At 65.9% G+C, this 25,220-nt stretch carries 13 protein-coding genes; 3 read left to right on the plus strand and 10 right to left on the minus strand.

From position 1 onward, the window contains the following. Positions 1-213: 213 nt before the first annotated feature. Positions 214-3,369, plus strand: coding sequence for an efflux RND transporter permease subunit (locus BDD21_RS00640; RefSeq protein WP_120795509.1), 3,156 nt, complete (start codon positions 214-216; stop codon positions 3,367-3,369). Between the two features lie 280 nt (positions 3,370-3,649). Here the strand turns inward: BDD21_RS00640 and BDD21_RS00645 are convergent, their stop codons facing one another. The 5 genes from BDD21_RS00645 to BDD21_RS29355 form a co-directional block, all read right to left on the minus strand. Continuing rightward, positions 3,650-6,844, minus strand: a complete 3,195-nt coding sequence (locus tag BDD21_RS00645; RefSeq protein WP_120795510.1) for an error-prone DNA polymerase — start codon at positions 6,842-6,844, stop codon at positions 3,650-3,652. 7 nt (positions 6,845-6,851) lie between these two features. Then, complete coding sequence (locus BDD21_RS00650; protein WP_120795511.1) at positions 6,852-8,336, minus strand: DNA polymerase Y family protein; 1,485 nt, start codon at positions 8,334-8,336, stop codon at positions 6,852-6,854. Further along, positions 8,314-8,922, minus strand: a complete 609-nt coding sequence (locus tag BDD21_RS00655; RefSeq protein WP_120795512.1) for a P-loop NTPase family protein — start codon at positions 8,920-8,922, stop codon at positions 8,314-8,316. Before BDD21_RS00655 ends, BDD21_RS00650 begins: the two co-directional genes overlap by 23 nt. A gap of 504 nt (positions 8,923-9,426) precedes the next feature. Next, on the minus strand, positions 9,427-10,062 hold the full coding sequence (gene lexA, locus BDD21_RS00660; RefSeq protein ID WP_120795513.1) for a transcriptional repressor LexA: 636 nt from the start codon (positions 10,060-10,062) through the stop codon (positions 9,427-9,429). A gap of 40 nt (positions 10,063-10,102) precedes the next feature. Beyond that, the gene (locus BDD21_RS29355) at positions 10,103-10,291 is read right to left on the minus strand and encodes a hypothetical protein (RefSeq protein ID WP_484421898.1); all 189 of its coding nucleotides are present in this window, start codon (positions 10,289-10,291) and stop codon (positions 10,103-10,105) included. Between the two features lie 211 nt (positions 10,292-10,502). Here BDD21_RS29355 and BDD21_RS00670 point away from each other — a divergent pair, with 211 nt between their 5' ends. After that, positions 10,503-11,075, plus strand: a complete 573-nt coding sequence (locus BDD21_RS00670; RefSeq protein WP_120795515.1) for a carboxymuconolactone decarboxylase family protein — start codon at positions 10,503-10,505, stop codon at positions 11,073-11,075. Between the two features lie 1,076 nt (positions 11,076-12,151). On the opposite strand, the gene BDD21_RS00675 is transcribed toward BDD21_RS00670, so the two are convergent. The 5 genes from BDD21_RS00675 to BDD21_RS00695 form a co-directional block, all read right to left on the minus strand. Continuing rightward, the gene (locus BDD21_RS00675; protein ID WP_120795516.1) at positions 12,152-12,994 is read right to left on the minus strand and encodes a DUF7281 domain-containing protein; all 843 of its coding nucleotides are present in this window, start codon (positions 12,992-12,994) and stop codon (positions 12,152-12,154) included. Positions 12,995-13,005: 11 nt separating this feature from the next. Then, the gene (locus tag BDD21_RS00680; protein ID WP_120795517.1) at positions 13,006-14,226 is read right to left on the minus strand and encodes a phosphoenolpyruvate carboxylase; all 1,221 of its coding nucleotides are present in this window, start codon (positions 14,224-14,226) and stop codon (positions 13,006-13,008) included. Continuing rightward, positions 14,223-14,864 (minus strand): hypothetical protein, encoded by a 642-nt coding sequence (locus tag BDD21_RS00685; RefSeq protein WP_120795518.1) that lies wholly within the window; start codon positions 14,862-14,864, stop codon positions 14,223-14,225. Before BDD21_RS00685 ends, BDD21_RS00680 begins: the two co-directional genes overlap by 4 nt. Then, positions 14,865-18,539 carry an ATP-binding protein gene (locus BDD21_RS00690; protein WP_120795519.1) on the minus strand — a complete coding sequence of 1,225 codons (3,675 nt, stop codon included), beginning with the start codon at positions 18,537-18,539 and terminating at the stop codon, positions 14,865-14,867. A 179-nt stretch (positions 18,540-18,718) separates the two neighbouring features. Beyond that, on the minus strand, positions 18,719-21,154 hold the full coding sequence (locus tag BDD21_RS00695) for a tetratricopeptide repeat protein (protein WP_120795520.1): 2,436 nt from the start codon (positions 21,152-21,154) through the stop codon (positions 18,719-18,721). Between the two features lie 514 nt (positions 21,155-21,668). On the opposite strand from BDD21_RS00695, the gene BDD21_RS00700 reads away from it, so the two are divergent. After that, positions 21,669-25,064, plus strand: a complete 3,396-nt coding sequence (locus tag BDD21_RS00700) for a transglutaminase family protein (protein WP_120795521.1) — start codon at positions 21,669-21,671, stop codon at positions 25,062-25,064. Positions 25,065-25,220: the final 156 nt, after the last annotated feature.

Genomic DNA, 25,220 nt, shown 5'->3' on the forward strand with positions numbered 1-25,220 from the left:
AGCTGTCAGCTGTCAGCTGTCAGCTGTCAGCTACGAGATACCGGCGGGTTTCCGAAAGCAAATGGCTCTGGGCCAACGGCTGATAGCTGATGGCTAAGAGCTGAGAGCTGAGAGCTGAGAGCTGATGGCTAAGAGCTGAGAGCTGAGAGCTGAGAGCTGGTCACGCCATTCACCCCTCGCGCCGCACACTCCCGAACCAAGGACCCCAACCCCATGGCCCGTTTCTTCATCGATCGACCCGTCTTCGCCTGGGTCATCGCGATCGTCATCATGCTGGCCGGGGTGCTGTCCATCCTGACCCTGCCGGTCGCCCAGTATCCGAGCATCGCGCCCCCGGCGATCTCCGTCACCGCCAATTATCCGGGTGCCTCGGCCCAGACGCTGCAGGACTCCGTGACCCAGGTCATCGAGCAGCAGATGAACGGACTCGACGGGCTGCGCTACATGTCCTCGACCAGCGAGTCGACCGGGATCGCAACCGTGACCCTAACCTTCGACAACGGCACCGACCCCGACACCGCGCAGATGCAGGTCCAGAACAAGCTGCAGACGGCCACGGCGCTCTTGCCCGCGCAGGTGACGCAGCAGGGGCTGCAGGTCGCCAAATCGGTGCGCAACTTCATGATGGTCGTCGCCTTCGTCTCGCGCGACGGGCGGCTCGAAAGCGCGGATATGAGCGACTACATGGCCAGTCTGGTCAAGGATCCGCTCAGCCGCGTGCCCGGTGTCGGCGAGATCACCCTCTTCGGTGCCCAGTATGCGATGCGGATCTGGCTCGATCCGAACCGACTCAATCAGTACGGTCTGACACCGACCGATGTCGCAACCGCCATCAAGGCCGAAAACGCCCAAATCTCGGCAGGTCAGCTCGGCGCCGTCCCGGCCGAGCCCGGCCAGCGGCTCAACGCGACCGTGAACGTGCAGAGTCGGCTCAACACGCCCGAAGCCTTCGGTGCAGTCCGGCTGCGTACCACGGCCGACGGCTCGACGGTCTATCTGCGGGACGTGGCGCGGATCGAGCTGGGCAGCGAGAGCTACAACACCGTCGCCTTCCACAAGGGCAGCCCGTCCGCAGGCATGGCGATTCGCCTGGCGACCGGGGCCAATGCGCTGGAGACGGCCGCGGCCGTGCGCGCACGGCTCGATGAGCTCGCACCCTTCTTTCCGGCCGGGGTCGAGGCGGTGTTCCCGTACGACACCACGCCCTTCGTGAAGATCTCCATCGGCGAGGTCATCAAGACCATGATCGAGGCGGTGATCCTGGTCTTCCTGGTCATGTATCTCTTCCTGCAGAACCTCCGCGCGACCCTGATCCCGACGCTCGCCGTCCCGGTCGTGCTGCTCGGCACCTTCGGCGTGCTGGCGGCCTTCGGCTATTCGATCAATACGCTCACCCTGTTCGCGATGGTGCTGGCGATCGGTCTGCTGGTCGACGATGCCATCGTGGTGGTCGAGAACGTCGAGCGCGTCATGCACGAGGAGGGCCTGCCGCCCAAGGAGGCCACACGCCGCTCCATGGATCAGATCACCAGTGCGCTGATCGGCATCGCGCTGGTGCTCTCAGCCGTGTTCGTGCCCATGGCCTTCTTCGGCGGCTCGACCGGGGTTATCTACCGACAGTTCTCCATCACCATCGTCTCGGCCATGCTGCTGTCCGTGGTGGTCGCCCTGACCCTAAGCCCGGCCTTGGCGGCGACCCTGCTCAAGCCCGGACATCAGGGCGAGCGACGCGGCTTCTTCGGCTGGTTCAACCGCAACTTCAACCGCGGCACCGGCGGCTACATCAAGGGCGTAAAGGGCATCCTGGGACGGCGCAAGCTGTTCCTCGTGGTCTATCTCATGCTCGTCGTGGGTCTGGGTCTGTCCTATGCGCGCCTGCCGACCGCGTTCCTCCCGGACGAGGATCAGGGCATCCTCATCACCCAGGTGATGCTGCCCGCGGGTGCGACACGCGAGCGGACCTTGGAGGTGCTGCGCGAGGTCGAGCGCCACTTCCTCGAAGACGAATCCGAGGCGGTCCAGGAGCTCATCACCGTGGCCGGCTTCAGCTTCGCCGGACAGGGCCAGAATATGGCCTTCGGGTTCGTGCGCATGAAGGACTGGGACGAGCGCAAACGGCCGGACCTCAAGGTCAAGGCGGTCGCCGGACGGGCGATGAAGGCGTTCTCGCAGATCCGCGATGCGCAGGTCTTCGCCTTCGTGCCGCCGGCCGTCATCGAGCTCGGCACCGGCACGGGCTGGGACGCACAGCTTCAGGACCGCGGCGGGGTGGGCCACGAGGCGCTGATGGCCGCGCGCGGTCAGTTCCTCGGGATGGCGAACGCCGATCCCGCGCTCGCCGCGGTCCGACCCAACGGACGCGAGGACGAGGCGCAATTCAAGGTCGAGATCGACCGCACCAAGGCCGGCGCGCTCGGGCTCTCGCTGTCGGACATCAACACCGCGCTCTCCGCCGCCTGGGGTAGCGCCTATGTCGACGACTTCGTCCACGAGGGCCGCGTGAAGAAGGTCTATCTCCAGGCGGACGCGCCCTATCGGATGTTGCCCGAGGATCTGGACGACTGGCATGCGCGCAACGCCGACGGCGAGATGGTGCCCTTCTCCGCCTTCGCCAGCGGCAGTTGGGTCTTCGGCTCGCCGCGCCTGGAGCGCTACAACGGGCTGCCCTCTGCGCAGGTGATGGGTCAGGCCGCGCCCGGGGTGAGCTCGGGCGAGGCCATGGACGCGGTCGAGGCGCTGGTCGCCAAGCTCCCGCCCGGGATCGGTCTGGAATGGACCGGGCTGTCGTTCGAGGAGCGCGCCGCCGGTGCCCAGGCGCCCCTGCTCTATGCACTCTCGGCACTGGTGGTTTTCCTGGCGCTCGCCGCGCTCTACGAGAGCTGGTCGGTGCCCTTCGCGGTGATCCTGGCGGTGCCGCTCGGGGTGTTGGGCGCCGTGCTCGCCGTGACCGGTCGCGGGCTGCCGGCCGACATCTATTTTCAGGTCGGACTGCTCGCGACCATCGGACTCTCTGCGAAGAACGCCATCCTCATCGTGGAGTTCGCCAAGACCCTGCAGGAGCAAGGCAAGGACGCGGTCGCCGCGGCCCTGGAGGCAGCGCGGATGCGGCTGCGGCCGATCCTCATGACCTCGCTCGCCTTCGGCTTCGGCGTGGTGCCGCTGGCCATCAGCTCGGGGGCGGGCTCGGGGGCGCAGAATGCGATCGGTACCGGCGTGCTCGGCGGCGTGATCGCCGGTACCCTACTTAATATCCTGTTCGTGCCGCTCTTCTTCGTGGCGATCCGGTCGCGGCTTGATCGGCGGACGGCTCGGGAGGCATCGGGGCAGGCGGTTGTAGCAACGCCGACAGCGTCGCCGGCAGAGACCTGAGCAACTAGCGGGCCGGCGCTTGGGTTTGGGCTAAATTCGGCAATTGGAACCGCAAAGGCGCAAAGGACGCGAAGGATTTCGATCGATTGCCGGCAGAGCGAGGCTCACCCGACAGGTGAAGGTGAGCGACAAGACACATCGTTGTTTTTCTTTGCGTCCTTTGCGCCTTTGCGGTTCAACTGCTCTTAAATTCTAAACCGCGTCTCTCTGGGATGAAGGATATCTCCGAAGCCAAACGAACAATGAAAACGACGCATGTCGCTCTGGACGCGGTTTAGGTTCAATGAAAATCCCGGCTGTAGGTCGCCGCGATCCGGACCTGCAGAATGGACTGCGGATCCCAGAAGGCGTCCGCGATCAGGTGCGGTACGCCATCCTGCTGCTGGATCCGTCCGGTCACGCCGAGCAGGTTCGTGGTCTTGATCAGGCGGGCGTAGCGTTCGAGCACCTGATTCCAGACCACGAGGTTGACGAAGCCGGTCTCGTCTTCGAGCGTCATGAAGAGGACGCCCGATGCGGTCGCGGGGCGCTGACGGCAGATCACCAGACCGGCGTAGCGCGTGCGTCGGCCATGCGGCATCGCCCGCACGGCGGCGGCATCGGGAAGACGCTGGGCGCGAAACCGCTCGCGCAAGGGCGCCAAGGGATGCCCGAGCGTGCTGTGTAGGCTGGCGCGGTGATCCCAGGCAATGGCATCGAAGGCATCCAGATCGTCGAAGAGCGCGGCGTGTTCTCGGGGTCCCGGATCGAGCGGTGCATCCTCATCGTGAACGGCCCCGGCAACCTGCCACAGGGCCGAGCGGCGCTGCGGCTCCAAGGCACTCAAGGCCCCCGACTCGGCCAGGCGCGACAGCACGCCGGCATTCAGCCCGGTGCGCCGCACCAGATCCTCGACCGACGCGAAAGTGCCCTCCGCCCGCGCCGCCGTCAGCTGTTCCCACTGTGCCCTGGCCAGACCCTTCACATAGCGCGCGCCCATGCGCACGGCGAAACGCCGCGTCTCCGGCCCGGCCATGTCGTTGACCCGATCGGTCGAGTGGACAAGCGCCGTAGGGTGGACAAGCGCAGCGCAGTCCACCCTACCGACCTCCGCTACCGACCCGTTTTGCCCCGGCTCCAGCGTACAGTCCCACTCGCTCCGGACCACATCGATCGGACGCACCTCGATGCCGTGGCGCTTGGCGTCCTCGATGATGGTCGCGGGAGAATAGAAACCCATCGGCTGGGCGTTGAGCAATGCGCAGACGAAGACGTCGGGGAATCGGCACTTCATCCAAGCGGTGGCGTAGGCGATCAGGGCGAAGCTGGCCGCATGGCTCTCGGGGAATCCGTACTCGCCGAAGCCGCGGATCTGCTCGAACACCTGCTCGGCAAAGGCGGCGTCGATGCCCTTGGCGATCATGCGCTGCACCAGTCGCGCGTGATGGCGCTCGATTCGACCGCTGCAGCGCCAGGCGGCCATGTCGCGGCGCAGCTGATCGGCCTCGCCGGGGGTGTAGTCGGCAGCGACCATCGCCAAGCGGATCACCTGCTCCTGAAAAAGCGGCACGCCGAGTGTCTTCTCGAGCACGGGCGCCAGACAGGGATGGGGATAGATCACGGGCTCCTGGCCGGCGCGACGGCGCAGATAGGGATGCACCATGCCGCCCGTGATGGGACCGGGGCGCACGAGGCTGATCTCGATCACCAGGTCGTAATAGGTGCGCGGCCGCAGACGCGGGAGCATCGCCATCTGGGCACGGCTCTCGATCTGGAAGACGCCGAGCGTGTCGGCCCGGCGGATCATCTCGAAGGTCGGCGCGTCGTCGGCGGGGATGCTCGCCATGGTCTCGTCGCGCCCGTAATGGCCGCGGATCAGATCGAAGCCGAGATGCAGCAGATGCAGCGCACCGAGCGCCAAGAGGTCGACCTTGAACAACCCCAGTGCCTCGAGACTGTCCTTGTCCCATTGGATCACCGTCCGGTCGGGCATCGCGGCGTTCTCGATCGGGACCAGGGTCGAAACCGGCTCGTGTCCGAGCAGGAAACCGCCGGGATGGATCGAGAGGTGACGGGGCACATCCAGGATCTCGGTCGCGAGCCGGATCAGGTGCCGATGCACTGGCTGCTCGGGATCCAAACCAGACTGGCGCAGCACCTCGCCCGACAGCGCGTCGCCCGCGTGCGCCAGCAGCTTCGACAGACGATCGAGCGAGGTCTCGGAGAGACCAAGCACCTTGCCCACGTCGCGCACCGCCGAGCGCACCCGATACCGGATGATGTTGGCGACCATCGCCGCGTGATCTCGGCCGTATTTGGCATAGACGTGCTGGATGACCTCTTCGCGGCGCGCGTGCTCGATATCCAGATCGATGTCCGGCGGCTCGGCCCGCTCGCGCGAGAGGAAGCGCTCGAACAGCAGCCCCATGCGCACCGGATCCACGGCGGTGATGCCCAGGCAGTAGCAGACGGCGGAATTGGCCGCCGAGCCGCGGCCCTGGCAGAGGATGCGCTCGCGTCGGCAGAATTGGACGATCTCCCACATGGTCAGGAAGTAGCCGCAGTAATCCAGCTCCTCGATCAGCGCCAGCTCCTTCGCCACCTGAGCCGAGACAGCCTCGGGCAGTGCAGCCCCGTAACGCTCGTGCGCCCCCTCGAGCGTAAGCCTCCGCAGCCATTGCGCTGAGGTCGAGCCGTCCGGGAGATGCTCCGAGGGATAGCGATACCGCAGCGCATCCAGATTGAAGCGGCAGCGCTCGGCGATCTCCAAGGTACGGGCGACGGCGCCCGGGTCGTCCTCGAACAGCTTGGCGAAGGCATGAACGGTCTTGAGTGCATGCTCGGCATTGGGCTTGATCCGGCGCCCGGCCTCGGTGAGCCGGATGCCCTGGCGGATGCAGGTCAGCACGTCCTGCAGCTCGCGTCGGCTCGGGGCGTGATAGAGCACCTCATAACCTGCGACGATCGGCAGCCGATAACGTGCGGCCCTTTGTCGCAAGCGCGCCTCGCGCCCCGGCTCGTCCGCGCGACGATGACGCGCCGCCAAGGCATAGAGCCGATCGTCGAAGGCCTCGCGCAACTGATGCGCGATGAAGAAGGGATCGGCCTCCCCGCAGAGCAGGGCGGACTCACCGCCCCAGAGCGCGATCAGGTCGCCGGCATGGGCGTAGACCTCGCGCCAGCCGACCCGGCTCTCGCCCTTGGCGCAACGGCGTCGGCCCAGGGTCAGCAGTCGACAGAGATTGGCGTAGCCGTCGCGGCTCTGCGCCAGGAGGATCAGGGTCGAGCCGTCCTCGATCGAGACCTCGGCCCCGGCGATCAGCGGCACGCCGAGCTCGCGCGCCTTCACATGGGCCTCGACCAGACCGTAGACGCCGTCGCGATCCGTCAGGGCCAGACCGGCGAGCCCGAGCGCGGCGCAGGTCTCCACCAGCTCCTCGGGGTGGCTCGCCCCTTCGAGAAACGAGAAATGGCTCTTGCACCAGAGCGGGACCATCCCGGGATCACTCCACCCGCCCGTGCACGAACCAGCCGCGTCGCACCCGATCGTAAAAGACCCACAAGAGCTCGCCTTTGCGGGTCTCGGCGAAGTGATACTCCCGGTGCAGTGCACGCACCCACCAGCCGCCGGCGATCACATAGGGGCCCCAGACCCGCACCACGGGCCCCTGCTCCAAGCCATGCAGCATCCAGCCGTCCGGCTCGTGGCGCGGGCGCGGCGGCAAGGGGATCGGGCGCCTGTAGAGACGGCGCACCAGACGGCGTTGCAGACGCGTGCGCGGGCGTGCCGATTCCAGTCGCGACAAGGGCTCCCAGGCGAAGCTGTTCTCGGGCAGATGACCCGAGCGCAGTCGTGCCCGTACCACCGACTGCTCGCCGAATGCGGCCCGCACGCGCGCCAGGGCACGATTGGCCGCCTCCAGGTCGCGGCGCGGCCGGGCGGCGAGCAATTCGAGCTGGCGCTGCTCCGGGTTGACAGCACGGGTCAGCAGATGCAGCTCCTCCACACCATCCGGCAGGCGTGTCGCCGACAGACGTAAACGGATCAGCTCCAGAACCTGTCGGACATCCAGGGTCGGTGCAGCCGGACGGATGCGCTCCTTATGCTCGCCCAGACGCTCGAAACGAAACAGCAGCCGCAGCTCTTCGAGGACCTGACCGCGCCCGGCGAGCGCCTCCAGAAGCGGCGGCAGCCGCGTCTCGATCAGGTACATCAGACGATCGACATCGGTCTCGGGCCGATCGAGGATCAAGTGTGCCGTCACCGGCGGGCCAGGTCGCTCGGGCTGCAGCGGGAGATTCAGCTCGCCCGAGGCCATCCGGTGCAGGTCGAAGGCGGCCTTCCCGTAGCGCCGACGGATGCCCTCGGACGGCAGCCGGAGAAAGGCCCCGAGGTCGTGCACGCCGAGCTTGGCGAGCGCGTCCCGTGTCCCGGGCGCGATCGCCAGCCGTTCCAGGGGCACATCCTGCAAGGCGCCCTGCTCTTCTCCCGCCTCGCGCAGGACGCGTACCCCGCCGCCGGACTTGGCGAGTGCATAGGTCGCGAAGCGGCGAAAGCCGACGACCACGACGGCGCTCAAACCGATCGCCGAGAGATCCGTCTCGATCCCCGCGGCCCAGGCGTCGAGCGACCCGTAGAGCGGCTCAAGCCCGGACGCATCGAGCCAGAAGACACCGGGCTCCTCCGCGGACGGCTCGACATGCGGGCTGTGCTCGCGCAGCCGGCGAGAGACGGCGACAACGGCCCGATCGATCTGCGTCTTGGGCACCGGCGCGGCGCGCAGATCCCCGCTCAACGACAGGGCCGCGGCAAAGGACATGCCCGAGAGGATACGTGCGGCGCGTGCGGACGCATTGACCCACAAGACGATGCCCCGCGGCTGATCGCTGTCGACGACGGCGACCGGATGCCCCCGCCACTCGGGGTGCTGCCGCAGCAGGAGCTGAAGCGGGAAGGCCGGCAGATCAAGACAGGCCATCCGGTCCATAACAGAGCTCCGCGTAGGTCCGACCCGGTCCCTGGCGCTTATCCTTGAGGATGAGCGTCTCGCAGCGGAACAGTGGCGGCGCACGTTCCGTGCGCGTCGCCTCGGCACGCAACGAGATCAGCGACCCCAGTGACGGACGCTCCCGCCCCTTGCGCGTCAGGCACAGAAGTGCCGTCTCGTGCTTCTTCGCGAGCGCGGCAAGGCGTGTCTGCGCGGCAAGCGGAAGGTCATCGTCGGAGCCCAGATCCAGCACGACGAAACCGAAGGCACCCGAGCGCAACAGCAGGTCGGCCGCCCGCGCGGCCTCGAGCGCACCCTGCGCCCAGACGACCACAAGGGCACTCAGATCGATCCCGACCGCCGCGACATCCGGCGGATAAAAGCTGCTGTCGCGCCCCGTCACCCAGGCCACCGGCTCCTCGCACTGCTGAGCCTCCGCCACCAGGCCCATGGTGAGTGTCAGCGCCGCCGTCGCCTCCCCGCCCGAGATCTCGGCAAAGCGACCGCGAAAGGACGCAAGCCCCCAAGAGACAGGCGTCCGGCTCGGCTCAAGCCCTCTTTGAAGATCAGAAAAGGCCGCCTTCATCGAGATGCTCCGATCGTGTGACATGACTCTTGACTGGCCGAAGGCCGATGCCTGTTAGCTGTTAGCTGTTAGCTGTTAGCTGTTAGGGTATTTCTGGAAATCAGCATCCCGACTGCGCATGCCCGCACGACCTGAAGAAGCCCAAGGTGCGCCTGAATGCGCATCGACACGTCGATCGTGCATTGCACATCCGATCGGTCCGAAGCAACGCCGCCAAGCGGCGCTCCCCGGGATAGACGACTTGTAGTCGTCCTCTTTCAAGCGTTCCGCGTCCCGAGTGCCGGCGGGGTCGCGCTCCACCCGACGCTCTCGGGCCGTCGGGTCGGCTGAAGAGGACGACTGCAAGTCGTCTATCCCGGGAGATCCCTTCCAGGAAATCACCTTAGCTATTAGCTGGAAGCTGACGGCTAATAGCTAATAGCTAATAGCTAATAGCTGATAGCTGATAGCTGATAGCTGATAGCTGGAGGCTGATAGCTGGAGGCTGGAGGCCGAAAGCCCCTCTCAATCGAGATAACGCCGCACCTCGATCACCCGCCCCAGCACCTGAAGCGTATCCGGATCCGGCGTCATCACCGCGTAATCGGGGTTTGCCGGATGCAGCTCGATCCGCTCGCCGCGCCGCCGCAGACGCTTGATCGTCGCCTCCTCGCCCACCAGGGCGACGACGATCGCACCGTCCTCGACACTGGGGAGACGCCACACGATGACGATGTCGCCGGGCAGGATGCCGGCGTCGCGCATGCTCTCGCCGCGCACACGCAGACCGAACAGCTCCTCGTTCGCGCCGACACGATCGGACTGCACCGGGAGATAACCTTCGAGATCCTCGACCGCCAACCCGAAGGCGCCGGCCGCGACGCGCCCGAGCAAGGGGACCAATCGCGGCGGCGCGATCCGGTCTTCGCCGAGCGCCAGCACCGCCGAGTCGGCGAGCCGATAGCCGCGCGCCCGACCCGACTGTTTGTCGAGGCGACCTTCGGACACCAGTGCCTCGAGATGCGCGCGCGCGGTCTGCACGGAGCGAAAACCGAACGCCTCCTGGACCTCACGCACGGTCGGCGGTTGGCCGGCCAGGAGCCGTTCGCGCATGAGCTGGAACACCTGCTCGCGCGTCTGTCCGGTCGGTGTTCGACCCATCAGTTTGCCCTCGCTCCGTCGGAGAATCCCATGACCGATTTTATAGCATACATTTGTATGCTATGTAGAGCGAAACGCACGTCGGTGTCGGATGAGGAAGATGGCCGAGGTGGCGAAGAGCCTCGGCAAGGGTTTTCGGATCGAGTTCAGGGTAGAGAGAGTCGACCCGTCCCTCCCGGACCTTTCCCGGGCGCGCCTGAACCCGAATCTCCGCGGTCAAACCGGGCACACGCAACCCTGCGAGCCGTCAGGCCGGCCGAAGAAGACGACTGCAAGTCGTCGATCCCGGGAGGTTGCCGCTTCGCGACGATCACCCGAGTCGATCGGCTCGTATCAAACGCACCCCTGACAAACCGACGCCTGCTGCACCGCACCATTTGCGGTACAATAGTTGCTAATTCTCTAACGTTCTATCCACGCATCCATCGGCAGCAGCGAATATGAGCAGTATCGACACCTTCAAGCAGTCCCTGACCCGCGCACGCGAGTACGGTCTCGAGGAGTTTCTCGAGATCATCAGCGAGATGTCTCAGGTCAGTACCCGCAAGGGCATCATCGATCGTAAAAACAAAGAGCTGATCACCTTGGGCATGGCCTTGACGAAGCAGTGCAGACGCTGCATCGATATCCACACCAAGGAGGCCATTCGCCTGCACGTGATGCCCGGCGAGCTCACGCAAGTCCGCAAGATCGCACTCTTTCTCAAGGCGAGCCCACGCGAAGGCGGCGAGATGTGGGACTCTTGGGAGGATTCCTGGCGCGAATACGTCCTTGGCCGCGGACCGATCCAGCATCATGTCCGCGAGCTGATCGCGTTGGGCATCGCACTGGTGGAGCAGCGCCGCGACCATATCCATCTGCACGCGCGTGCCGCGCTCGATTTCGGTGCACCGCCCGAGGAGATCTTCGAGGTCATGCCCATCGCCCTGCTCATGGACGGCGCGCCGGCCCTGTCGCAAATCCCACATCTGGTCGCCGCCCTCGACGGTCCTCCCCTGGCCATGACCGCGTAAGCAACGATTCAAAAAAACCGAAACGCGTAGGATGGGTAGAGCAAAGCGAAACCCATCCAGCCCGCACCAAGCGCATCAGGCATTGCTCGTAACTTCGTCCATCGTGGTACGTGGTGCAGAGCTCCGGGGGCATACGTGACACCGCAGAGCGGGTGTCACGAGCGCGTGATTTTTTGGGTGGCACCGGGTGGCCGCGGGTGGTTACCCACCCGCGGCTCCCACAGATCCGGACGTGCGGGACTACCGCATCCGGCTCCTCGGTTGAGCGCTCGCTGCACGACAACTGTCGCACACCCGATGGACCATTCAGCCCATGTCGCGATCTCCTGTCGTTCTGTTCAGATGGTCAGGTGACTCGATGTTCACGCCATCGTCCCTTCAGAAGGTGTCTCAACCGATCGGCCGCTTCCCTCCCATGGGTCCGCTCGGGTGCGTTCCCCACGCTCAACGGTACTATCAGCCGACTCTGACTGCTCAGTCGCCATCGCGCCGCACTTCGTTGCCTTCGCTTGGCGCTACCTTGCCGTCGGTCCTGTTCGCTCCCGTCGGCCGGACCAGCGCCGTCGGGCCGGGGCGGCTTCTTACGCGGTGCCCGCGCCGCGTCTCGGGCAAGGAGCAACTGAGCGCTCCCAGGTTCCTGGACGACCCGTGCGTACATGCCCTGCTCTTAGACCCCGGCGGAGTCTCGACATCAGGCCGTTACGATGCCGAAACTGTTGCCTTCCGGTGTTCCGAATACGTCGGCTCCGCTGAACTCAGTAACGGGGCTCCATCACACGGCCTGCACGCCCCCTGTGTACGCTTCGCAGGCGGGATCGCTCCCGCACCACACAACACTCGGTTCCGGTGGATGGCCACTCCTTACCGGCTCGGGACTTGCACCCGGTGGGTCGCAAAAAGGAGTTTCCGATTGGCTTATCCGTTCGCTATCTTCCTCTCCTTCCAGGCTTTGCCTGGCGCAACGGTCTTAGGAGCGAGGCCGCGCATCAGACCGAACCCCGTCACCGGCGCGGCTTGGAAGGATGGATTTCACTGCGCTGCGCTGCGCCGCGAAGGACGATGACGGCGCGGCTTGGTCACTCAGCGTCGTCGCCCATCTGTAAGGTCGTTGTACGATCGCCGAGGGAAATCCTCCGCAACGCAACTCCGAGCGCCAGCATATGCTGCTGCTTGAGGCTGGTCCGCGCGGCATTCATCGCGTCCCAGACGGCTTGCCAACCCCCCAGATCGGCCTTGTCCAGATAACGGGCTTCCCGATACTGCCCGGCGAAATGCTCCGGGCTGCCTTTGGCCAGCAAGGTCTCGTTCAAAACAGGGACAAGCAGGGCATCGGCGCGGGGCAAGGTCCGGGCGATGAGCAGTCCGGCCGGATCCCAATCGGGAAAGACCGTCACGGTGACGGACTCGGGCAAGACGGACAGCAGGTTCCGAGTACCTCGGGCCAATCCACCGTGGCCGCGATAGATCACCAGCGCGTCCGCCAGCTCCGGGGGCGAGCGGAAGGCGTACCAGTCATCGAAGCTGTCGAGGTTTTCGATGACCACGACCTGACCGATCGCGTCCGGGTTCAGGCCGGAGATGGGCACGCGCAGGCTCAGATCGGACCCGAGCGGCGGCAGGGGTTCGGGTACGCAACCCTTGACCAGGACATACCGATCGTCGGGGCGCTCACGGGCAATCTTCTCGTCGATGGCCGCGGCCGCGACCTCGCGCCGATTGCCGTGCGGAACCCCCTCCAGAGGATCGAAGCCCCAGGCCGACCGGCACTGCTCGCGCAGGAGCTGGCGCTGCTCGACACTGAAATGCAGATCTCGGCCCCTCGGCTCTCCGATCTCGAAGGCACTGTTGATCTGCTCCCAGACGGCCGAGCGCGGCACCTTGTCGAGACGTTCGCGCAACAGGCGATGGACCGCCTGCATGTGGCGCCTGCTTAGGCCAGGCACAGACGCAGGTCCCGAATGATGAAGTTGCCGCTGAAGAGCGGATGGACCTCGCCGATCGTCTCCAGCTCGAAATAACGCTTCTGCTCCTCGGGCAGACCTTCATAGCCGCCGAGCACCTGATACAGCCAGCTCTCGGCGTCCTCGGACAGCGACCGGCGATCGCGATACTCCAGTGCCGAGAGCGCCTCGCCGCTGTCGATGACCTCGCAGAAATAGGCGTCCACGGCGGCACGGATCGCGCTGCTGCGCACCTCGAAGTCATCGGGGACGGTCAGCGTCAGCGCGGGTGCATCGGCGAGGGCTTGGACCCTCGACTCGCGCGGGTGCAGGGATCGGACCTGCGCCAGCAGGGCCAGCAGGTCGGCCTCCTGCGTCGGGTCATGCAGGCTCAGACTTGCCGGGGCCAATGCAGGCTCGGCGCGGTTGACCAGCGTCGGGATAGCACTGCCGGCGGCGTGGGGACCCACCTGATACTCCGGGTGCTGGTTCAGGTGCAGCAGCCAACCCTTGATCAGCCGGGTGCGCCCGCGGATCTCGCGGAAGCGTCCCAGGAGTTCCAGCAGCCGGCCCTGCACGATGCTCAGCTCTTGGGCACAGCTGCCGATGGTGCGCTGCAGGTTGGTCACCAGCAGATGACGCAGCTCGCGCAGGTCGCCGGCAGTCTCGGCGAGCGACTCGAAGCTGACCAGCTCCAACCCGGCGAGCAGCTCGCTCACCTGGGACTGCGCCAGCTCGTTCTCGCGAATCTTGGCGTCGAGCGTGCCGACATACCCGAACTCATTGTTGATGCGGCTCCAGAGCACCCGGATGCCGTGGCTCAGGGTCTCTCCGAAGGCATAGACGTGCTCCTTCAGATCGCCCAAATAGGCCTCGGCGGCGGCATAGTCGCCCTGGTGACGGGCCTCCTTGTAGTGGTCGGCGAGTGTCTTGAAGGTCGCCAGCGCCGAGCCGGTGTTGGCATCGATCCGGCGGTTGCGGTCATCGCGCAGGGCTTCTTCAAGCAGCGCCCGCACCGCGCGACGCAGATGCAGATCTGCGCCGGGCTCGGGCCGATAGAGGATGCTGTCCTTGAGCAGGCGCTCGCGCACGCTGGGTTCGAGCGCCTGATCCGCAATCGAGCCGGCCAGATAGGCGTCCATGATGGGCTCGGCATGGCGGGCGAGCCGGCGCAGAAAGCGCAGTCCGGCCTGCTGCAGGTGGTCGCTCACAGCAACTGCCCCTGAACGGCGGACTCGGCCTGGCCCTCCAGGTTCAGACCCTCGGCGTCGTCGATGAAGCGAATGACCTCGTAGAGATAATCCAGCTTGCCGGTGGCCAGATAGATCTGCTTCTCGGGGTTGGGACGGATCAGGTAGCCCAGATCGCACAGCCGCTTGAAGATCTGCTTGATCTGGCCATCGACGTCGACGCTTTTCGAGTTGAACAACCGATGGCGGCAAAGGTGGCTCAACTGCTCGCGGAAGGCCGGCGTGTCCTCGATGACGGTTTGCAGCTCGTTGAGGCGAACCGGCATGCCCTCGGTCAAGGGCGCGTCCTGGCCGGCGGCGTCCTGCACCAGCACCAGCCATTCGACCAGCGGGGTCAGGGCCTGGCAGATGTCGCGAAACTGCTCGCTGATGGTCTTGCGCTCGGCGTCGCCCAAGGTGCCGTAGCCGCAGAAGAACACCTCGCTGTCCGGGCCGGTGCCGATCGTGGCCACCAATCGGTTGAGCTGCCCGAGATAGACGTCCACCTGCTCGCGATTGGCCGGGATCCGCAAAAAGCGCCAGCCGTCCTCGTCGGTGGTGCGGCAGATGAAGGCGCCACCGAGCAGTCGCTCGATGACCTGTCCCTTGGTCGACAACATCTAAAGCACCTCCGTGGTTCGGCGTTCACGCAGCTTGGCCGCGATGGGATCCGCGCGCGGCTTGACGATCTGGAGTTGGCGGGTCTGTTTGTCGACGATATAGCGGTTGGCGAAGAGTCCCAAGACCTCGGAGTCCGGGTTGGGAAAGGCGCCGAGCACGCGGATGTTGTTGCTGGTGCAGGCGTCGAAGATCTTCTTCACGTTCTGATGGTGCAATGTCCCCAGCTCGTCGATCGGCCAATGGATGGTGACGGGCGCGCCGCCGCGCAGCAGCCGGGTGAAGGCAAGCAGGAACTTGCAGAGGATCAGATAGGCCATGCCGTGGCTGGAGGATTCGTTGAGCTGACGGTCGGTGCGGATCACCAGGTCGCTGTGACCCTCGCGCAGGCGCAGCTCGATCTCCAGCAGCCCGGCGACGCCTCCGCTCAGGGCCGAGCGACCGATGATGTCCAGCGCCCGGCGCAGGCTGCCGATGTAGTCCTCGCCGGGCAGGCCGTTGAAGTCGTCCTCGCGCCAGGCATGGAAGGCCGAGATGAAGGCCCGCAGGTCCGGCCAGAACTCCAGCTCGGCGATGCGCGAGCGGATGCGTACCGCAGAGTCCGAAACGCCGTCGAGGCACAGATCCTCGCTGACCTCGCGGGTGATGCGCGCACTTTGCGCGGCGATACGCCGATCGATATCGGCCAGGACGTCGTAGTAGTTGTTGAGGTCGAGGCCGAAAAGCCGACCCTGCTCGCGCAGTGCGGTCAGGCTCTGAGGCACCATCACGGTGAGCAGCTGTTCCAGGTGCGGCACCAGCTTGCGGTGATCCATTCGGCGAATCCCCTGCTCGCCGACCAGCAGGCTCTCCTCGCGGCTGCGTTCCCAGAATTCAGCCAGGCTGGAGCCGGACTGACCGGCGATCAGGGTGTCGAAACGCTCCACGTGCGCCTTGACCGCGTCCATGACCCGCTCGCGGCGGTACAACAGCTCGTCGCCGAGACGCAGACGCTCGTCGAGCTCGCCCTCCGGAGGCACGTCGTCGCGGGGTAGCTTCAGGGCGTTGAGACGGGCGAGCAAGACCTTGAGGCGGGTCAGCCGCGCCTCGGTCTCGTCCTTGCGACGCTTGGCGTGCTCCCGACCCTCTGTCAGTCGGCCGCGTTCGCGTTTGAAGTCGCCGGTGACGGACTTGAGCGTTTGGTCGAGTGTCGCTGCGCGGCGGCGGCTGTCGTCGAGCTCGCCCTGGAGTTTCGGTTTGCGCGTGACCCAACTGAGCCGAAACCAGTCGTCGTAGTCCCGCACCTCGGCACGGCGACGCTCCGCGGTCTGGATCTGCGCGGTCAAGGCGTCGATCTGTTGTTTCAGCCCGATGATGTCCTGCTCATCCACGCCACGCGACTTCAGCTCGCCGTTGAACCAGGCGGAACAGGCGTCCAGCTCGGTCTTGGCGGCGCGCGTGCTCTCATTCATGGAGTCGCGCAACTGCACGAGTTCGAGATCCAGCCGCCCAATGACCTCCTGCCAGTGTGCCTTGAGCTCCAAGTCTGCGTCGCCGTGCCGGGCCTTGAGGTCGTCCAGCCACTGTCGGTGCTCGCCGGCGAGCTGCCGTGTCCGCGTATCCAGCTCGGTCAGTGACGCGCGCGCAGCACTCTTGCGTTCGCGTAGCGTCGCGTCGAGCTGTTCCTTGCGGGCGCGCCGTTCGTCCTTGAGGCGGCGCAAATCGTCGCGCTGACTCCGCTGCTTGGCGCGGGCGAGGGTCAGCGCGCGATGTTGCTCCTCCAAGGTGCCGACGAGATCGCTCAGGACCTTCTCGGCGGCCTGCTTTCGATTCTCCGCGTCCGTCAGCGCATCCTCGGCGAGTTGCAGGCGCTGACGCAGCTGCGTCTCGGACGCGGCATGCTCGGGCGGATCGATGACCGAGAGATCCAAGCGCACGCCGAAGAGCGCCTCCTGCGTCGGCTCGATCAACGCCGGTTTGAGGTCTGCCCGCTGCAATAGGGTCGGCTCGATCACCTTACCGAGATGCTCCTCCCAGCCCGGCTGCTCGCTGCGCAGAAACTCCAGCACACTGTGCCGACCGGGATAGAGCAAGCGCTGAACATCCTCGCGCTGCGCTTGACGTTGGGTGACCCGCTGACCGGCTTCGCGCAGTGCTGCATTCGCGTCATCGCGCTGTCGGCGCAGAGTCTGTTCGCGGCCGTCCTGCTCGCGCACCCGGACATCGGTAGCCTCGACCGCGGCCTCGGCCTCCTCCAAACGCTGATCAAGGATCGCCAGCGAACGGTTTTCCTCCTCGGTGAAGCCGGCGCTCTGGATCCAGACGTCCAGACGCTCGCGTTCGAGCGCGTACTGACCCTCTTGCTTGCGAAAGGTCTCGATCCCGCTCTCGCGCTCTTGGTGCTGGCGCTGCTTCAAGGCTTCGAGCTCGCTGTTGCGCTGCTCGACCCGGGCGGTGCGTTGCTCGCCGAGACCGGTCTGCTGATGGCGCAACTGCTCCAGGCGACGCTCGCGCTGCTCCTTGATCGCGTCGCAGCGCTCCAGATAGGCCTGCTTCACATCCTGATGCTGCTCGGTGAGCAGACGAAAGCGAGCGCGCAGGTTGTCCAGCGCGTCGCTCCAGACCGGGATCTTGTCCAGATCGGCGCGCGCCTGCTCGATATCGGCATCCAAAAAGACCTGGTACTGCTGCTCGATCTGCTTGAGCTCGTCGTCGGCGCGGCTGATCTCTGCGCGGGCGACGGAGAGGTCCTGGTTGAGCGCGTCGCGCCGCTCATTCCAGCCGTCTTCCAACTGTTTGAGTGCGAAACCGGCCTGCTCGATGGCCGCGCTGCTCTCGTCCCGGGTCTGCTGCAGCCGGGGCTCGTCGATCCGGTAGCCCCGCAGCAGTCCGCCGAGGCGCCGCTCGCAGTCCAGCAGATCCTGGTACTCGCGCTCCAGCTTTTCGAAGTCGGGACGCAGGGCATCGAACCCCTGCACGAGCTGGCTCTCGCGAATCCAGGTCTCCACCTGCTGTGGCTTGAGCTGCGAGGTCGGCGGATTCACACCGTCTTCTTCGAGGATGGCCGCAATCATGGAGCGGACGGTTTCCATCTTGCCCTCCCGCGAATGCACGGCCTGGGCGAGCTTTTCGATATGACGCAGCGAATGCCCGGTTTCGCAAAGCGAGAACTGCCGGGCCAGCGCGCGCAGCTCGCCGCTGTTGCCGCGCGCGGCAAGCTGGCCACGATCGTTCTGCAGGATGGCGCGGTACTCGCGTGTATTGAGCAAGCCGCTGACGCTCACACCGGACTGCTTGAGTTGACGACCCAACTCGGCCATGCCGAGACAGATCAAGGTGTCGCCGGGGCGGGCGCGGGTGTAGTCGCCCAGGTCGAACACCTTGCGGATCAGACGATAGGCGACACCCTTTCCGTCCGCGGCGGCGGCCAACACGGCCTGACAAAGCTCGCCGTCCAGGCTCAGGTATTCGTAGATGATGAAGCTCTGCTCGGTGGGCAGGTACCAACGCTGGAAACTGTCCCGGGTGGCGGGCACGACACGGCTCGGATACTCGCCGTAGAACACGGGTACCAGCCGCTGCAGGGTCGTCTTGCCGGAGGCATTGGTGCCGCAGATGTTGGTGTGGTTGTCGACGCGAAGCTCGACCACACCCTGCAGATGGGTGTTGATGAGAATGATGCGATTCAGGCTGGGCATGCGGGTCCTTCCAGGAAACGGGGTGCGATGATCTTGAGTCCGGCGATTTCGATGACTCGGAGTATGAGGACGAGACGCGGCACGGTCGGCGAGCCATGGAGCGGGGCTTGGTGGACTTCGCTCTCGCTCGTCCACCCTACCCGGCGGGTTTTCGCAAATGGCCGCCGCGGAGCACGGCGTCAGCCGTTGGGCGGGATCTCGCTCGCGCCCGCGTCCTGCAGGTTCTTGATCTGCTCCTCGAGCTGCATCAGGACAGGATCGCCGGGGGTCCGGGTACGGAGCGTATCGAGCCAGCGCTCGGCGGCATCCGCGCGACCGAGCTTGGCATTGTATTGGATCAGTGCGATCAAGACGTCTCGATCGGACGGGGTTTGCCCTTGGGCAGCTTCCAGAACCGAAAGGGCCTCCCGGGTGCGGCCGATACCGTCGAGTGCAACAGCATAGACATAGGCATAGCGACTGTTTTGCGGCGCCAGCTCGGCCGCACGCGCCAGGTCTTCCACAGCCGCATCCAGGCGCTGCGTTCGGACCTGGGCAAGACCCAAGGCGTAGTGCAGGTCGGCGCGCTCGGACGCCGTGACGGGCTCGGCCGCAAGTCCGGCCATCAGCTCCGCCTCGGCCTCGGACTCGCGGCCCAGCGCCCGATAGAGATCGGCCAGATTCACCCGCGCCGGGGTGAACCGCCGATCCAGGCTCAGGGCGGTGCGATACGCCTGCTCGGCCACGCGAGGCTCGCCGGCCTCGAACGCCAGCAGGCCGAGATTCAGATGTGCCTCGGGTCGGTCGGCATTCACCATCTCGGCGATCGCGTAGTCCTCCAAGGCGGCACTCAAGCGGTCCGCCAGCTCGCCGCCGATCCCTTGAGTCATGGCCGGCGCCAGCACGCGAGCGGCCTCCAGTCTCGCCGTGAGCGCCGGATCGGACAGCAGCGGCCAGGCCAGCTCGACCCGAGTCTGCAGGTCCGCGAGATCCAGAAAGCGCACCGCTTGTGCGCGTACCTGCACCTGCGGGTCAGCGAGCAGGCGCTGCACCGTCATGAGTGCCGCCGGATCCGCGTGGTTACGGAGCCGGTCTAGGGCACTGGCACGGGCGATGGCGGGTTGTGCCGGATCGGCCGCGAGTGCAAGCAGTCGCTCGCCTGCATCCGGGGCATTGGCGTCTGCGGCGTGCAGGGCCTCGCCGAAGTGAGGTCCCCGATACGCCGGGTCCGGATACCAGGTCCCCACCGCGTTCGCCGCCCAGGCGGCATCTTTGTCCTGATGACAGGCGCTGCAGGCATTGGGCGTTCCGAGCGTCAGGGTCAGATCCGGCCGGGGCACGCGCAGGCTGTGATCGGCGCGCTCGTCCACGACCATGTAATAGCGCTGCGGCATATGACAGGCCACGCAGGCGGCACCGGTCGAGCCGGCTTGGTGATGATGGTGCTCGGGTGCATCGTAACGGGCAGCGGTATGGCAGCGAGCGCAGACGGCGTTGCCCTCGGCGTGCAGTTCAAGGCTGTGGGGCTCGTGGCAGTCGCTGCAGACGACGCCTTGATGGTACATCCGGCTTTGGATGAAGGAGCCATGAACGAAGACCTCGTCCTTGATCTGGCCGTCAGGGAAGTAGAGCGCGGGATCAAGCAGGGCAAGGCGGAAACCCTGATGCAGGGGTTCGCCCGGGGTCAGCTCATCCTGGATGCGTCCGCGTCTGGAATGACAGCGGGCACAGGTCTCGGTCTGGACGCGGGGACCACCCCGGGGCGAGCGGATCACGGATCGCTGCGGTTTTCCCGTCTCGGGATCGATCTGCCAGATACCGCCGTCGCGATCCTTCAGGTCCACAAGCAGCCCTCGGCCGGCGGCATCGGTCACCGCAGCCGATTCGACGTTCTCTCCGGCGGCCTCCTGCCTGGCCCAATCCACATGGCCGGCACCCGGTCCGTGGCACGCCTCGCAGGCCACGTTGATCTCCGCATATCGGGTGTCGTAGACCTGCTGCTCGGCGTCGTAGCGCTTTTGCAGATCGGTCGAATGGCAGTCCGCACATTGATAGTTCCAGGTTTGCTCTGCGGCAGTCCAGTGCAGCGGGTTGCGGTGGTCCATCGGCGCGCTCGGATCGGTGTCGGGATAGAGATGGAACCAGCGCTGTCCGCCCTGCTCCGGCGAACGTGTGTCCCAAGCCAAGCCGAGCGCCTGGAGCCGGCCGCCCGGAAACGCGATCAGATATTGCTGCAGCGGCGACCGGCCGAAGGTGTAGCGGATCGGATAGTCCCGAAGCTCGCCGTCGGGTCCGTCGGTCCGGACGAAGTAGCCGCCGTCTCGACGGAAGAATCTGGATTCGACGCCGTGGGCCTCGACCTGCGCGTCGTCGAAGTCGCCGAGGACGGTCTGCGGCGTGGCCTGGGTCATCGCCAGGTCATGGTCGGACCCCTCCCAAAGGTCAAACTCGGCTTGGTGGCACTCTGCGCAGACCGCAGCACCGACATAACCCCGTTGCGCACGCTCCGGGTCCAGATGCGGGTCCGGAGACGGTTCATGCGCTGTCGGCCGGGGTGCACCCGTCTCGGCAAGCACATCCGAGGCCTGAACCAAAGGGATCAGCAAGAGGGCAAGGTAGAGGGCGCGCAGGTCCATGGGCGTAAGCTTCTCCGGAGAACACTCAAGATGCGGTGAATGGTATACCCGTTGCGTCCGGGTTCGCGGTCCCCGCTTCAAAGACCGGCATTGGACCGTGCCTTAAGCAGAGAACGCACCAACAACGGGCAAGCCGACTGGGCCAACTCGGGGCACCCCGCTGGATCTGCGAACGGCCCCGCCCCCGCGCCCGTCTTGAGCTTGACCGAACGGCGCGTGCCCGAGCGCAGCCAACTCTCCAAATGCGTTGACCTCGAGACCCCCGGGCAACAGACGGGTAAGCCGTTTCGCAAGACAGCGCCGGTCTTTTGTGGGATCGTTGACACCTGAACCGAATCCTTCGGCCATCTCACGGAACGATCTTTGCTTTGTGATCACCGCGGATCGCCACCCCACGGCAAGACAGCAGCACCTCGAACCGCCTTTCTTTGTCTGAGCCAGCCGCGCCGGCGTCGGCGCAGCGGTGCAACAGTCAGAGTCGAAACCCGACACTTCAGTTAGGAACCCAGCCCCGATGTCGATCCTCGTCGCCATTAATCACAAGACCGAATACCGCTTCGACCGCTCGGTGAACCTCGCGCCGCATGTCGTGCGCCTGCGCCCGGCCCCGCACTGCCGCACACCGATCCGTTCCTATTCGCTGAAGATCGAACCTGCCGAACACTTCATCAACTGGCAACAGGACGCCTTCGGCAACTATCTGGCGCGGCTCGTCTTTCCCGAAAAGGCGACGACGCTGACCGTCGAGGTCGACGTGATCGCCGAGATGATCACGATCAACCCCTTCGACTTCTTTCTCGAAGACTACGCCTTCTATTACCCCTTCGAGTACGAGCCCGACCTGCGCAAGGAGCTCGCACCCTATCTGGAGGTCACCGAGAGCGGACCGCTGCTTAAGGAGTGGCTCTCCGCCGTGGACCGGACCAAGCGCGAGACGGTCTATTTCCTCGTCGATCTGAACCAGCGTCTTCAGCAGGACATCAACTACGTCATCCGCATGGAGGTCGGGGTCCAGACCTGCGAGGAGACCCTGACTCGGCGTCTGGGCTCGTGCCGCGATACCGCTTGGCTGCTGGTGCAGATCCTGCGCCATCTGGGTCTGGCCGCACGTTTCGTCTCCGGTTATCTGGTGCAGTTGACGGCGGACGTCAAATCACTCGACGGCCCGTCCGGTCCGGAGGCCGACTTCACCGACCTGCACGCCTGGGCCGAGGTCTATGTGCCGGGCGCCGGCTGGATCGGGCTCGATCCGACTTCGGGGCTGTTCGCGGGCGAAGGTCACATCCCCCTCGCCTGCTCGCCGGCACCGCGCAGCGCCGCGCCCATCACGGGCGCGACGGACAAGTGCGAGGTCGAGCTTTATTTCCACAACGAGATCACGCGCATCCACGAGGATCCGCGCGTCACCAAGCCCTACACCGACGAGCAGTGGGCGGCGATCGAGTCGCTCGGCCATCAGGTCGACGCCGAACTCAAGGCCAACGACGTGCGCCTGACCATGGGGGGCGAGCCGACCTTCGTCTCGATCGACGACATGGACGGTGCGGAGTGGAACATCGCCGCGCTGGGCCCGACCAAGAAGATTCTGGCCGAGGACCTGATGCTGCGCCTCAAGCGCCACTTCGCGCCCGGCGGTCTGCTGCACATCGGGCAAGGCAAGTGGTATCCGGGCGAGCAGCTGCCGCGCTGGGCGCTGTCCTGCTTCTGGCGCAAGGACGGACAACCGGTCTGGCGCAACCCCGAGCTGTTCGGCCTGGAGAACACCCAATACGGCCACGGACCCGCGGAGGCCGAGACCTTCGTGCGCACGCTGGCCCGTCACCTGGGCGTGGATCCGAGCTTCGCGTCGGAGGCCCATGAAGACGTCTTCTACTACCTCTGGAAAGAGGCGCGCCTGCCGGCGAACGTCGACCCGCTCGACAACAAGCTCAAGGACCCCAACGAACGCAAACGCCTGACGCGATTGTTTCAACAGGGCCTGAACCGTGTCGCGGGCTATGTGCTTCCGTTGCGCTGGTGGGGTTTCGGTGCCGAGGGTCGCTGGAAGAGCGGGCGCTGGACCTTCCGCGACGGCAACCTCTTCCTGATCCCGGGCGACTCGCCGATGGGTTTCCGCCTGCCCCTGGATGCCCTGCCCTACGTCCCCGAGGGCGAGCTGGACACGGTCCCCGAGCGCAATCCTCTCGAGCCGGTCACCGCGCTGCGCTCGCCCTTCGACGAGGTGGCGCGTCGATACAGCCGCGTGGTCGAGCCGGCCCAAGCGCCGCAGACCATCCGCGAGCAGGGCCACCGGCCGCAGGATCTCGCCGCACGCTACGGGCGGGTGACGCCGCTGGACGAGTCGCACCAGTCGCTCCATCCGCAGGTGGCCCTCCCGGACGACCTGCATCCGGATCTCATCCGCACCGCGCTCTGTATCGAGCCGCGCGAAGGCCGGCTCTACTGCTTCATGCCGCCGCTGACGCATCTCGAGCATTGGCTGGATCTGGTGCTCTGTCTCGAGGACACGGCCGCCGAGCTCAAGATGCCCATCATCATCGAGGGCTACGAGCCGCCGCGCGATCATCGGCTGCAGAAGCTGGCGGTCACGCCCGACCCCGGCGTCATCGAGGTCAACATCCACCCGTCCGAGAGCTGGGACGACATGGTGCGCGACACCCATATCCTCTACGAAGAGGCACGCCAGGCCCGGCTCGGCACCGAGAAGTTCATGCTCGACGGGCGCCACACGGGCACCGGCGGCGGTAACCATGTCACCCTCGGCGGCCCGACCCCGGCGGACAGCCCGCTCCTGCGCAAGCCCGATCTGGTGCAGAGCCTCATCGGCTACTGGCAGCATCACCCGAGCTTGTCCTATCTCTTCTCGGGGATGTTCATCGGCCCGACCAGTCAGGCCCCGCGGGTCGACGAGGCGCGCGACGACCGGCTCTACGAGCTCGACATCGCCTTCCAGCAGATGCCGCCCGGCGAGGTGCCGCAGCCCTGGGTGGTCGATCGGGTGCTGCGCAACCTGTTGACGGACGTCACCGGCAACACCCACCGCACCGAGTTCTGTATCGACAAGCTCTACTCGCCGGACAGCGCCTCGGGGCGTCAGGGCCTGGTCGAGTTCCGTGCCTTCGAGATGCCGCCGCACGCCCGCATGAGCCTGGCCCAGCTGCTCCTGCTGCGCACCCTGGTCGCGCGCTTTTGGAAGGAGCCCTACCGTCGCAAGCCCGTGCGTTGGGGCACCGAGCTGCATGACCGTTTCCTGCTGCCCCATTTCGTGCGGCAGGACTTCAACGACGTCATCTGCGATCTGCAGCGCGCCGGCTATCCCTTCGATCCGGCCTGGTTCGATCCCTTCTTCGAGTTCCGCTTCCCGCACTACGGGGATCTGGTCACCGAGAACGGCATCGACATGGAGCTGCGCGCCGCCATCGAGCCCTGGCACGTCCTGGGCGAGGAGGTCACGGCGCAAGGGACCTCGCGCTTCGTCGACAGCTCGGTGGAGCGGATGCAGGTCAAGGTCAACGGCATGGTCGGCGACCGTCATGTCCTGGTCTGCAACGGCCGGCGTGTCCCGCTGCGCCCGACCGGACGCAAGGCCGAGTTCGTGGCCGGGATCCGCTTCAAAGCATGGAGCCCGCCATCCGGTCTGCACCCGACCATCCCCGCGCACAGCCCGCTCCTGTTCGAGATCGTCGACCTTTGGAACAGGGCGAGCCTGGGTGGCTGCACCTACTATGTCGCCCACCCCGGCGGTCGCAGCGAGAGCAACTTCCCGGTCAACAGCTATGAAGCCGAGAGTCGGCGTATCGCCCGGTTCCGATTGATGGGTCACACCCCGGGGCCGATCGATCCGCCGCCACACGAGCCGGCCGGGGAGCATCCCTATACGCTGGATCTGCGTTACAAGCCGGGGTGTTGAGCTAAACCGCGTCCGGAGCGGACAACCGGGGTGCGTTGAGAGACGCATCCCGGTCCATGCCGAGGGATCCGCGCTAGACGCGGTTTAGGTGATTTCCGGGAAAGGATCAACCTGCGTGTAGGGGCGAATTCATTCGCCCCTAAAGTCCCAACAGGT

This window comes from Thiocapsa rosea, assembly GCF_003634315.1.
Lineage (GTDB): Bacteria > Pseudomonadota > Gammaproteobacteria > Chromatiales > Chromatiaceae > Thiocapsa > Thiocapsa rosea.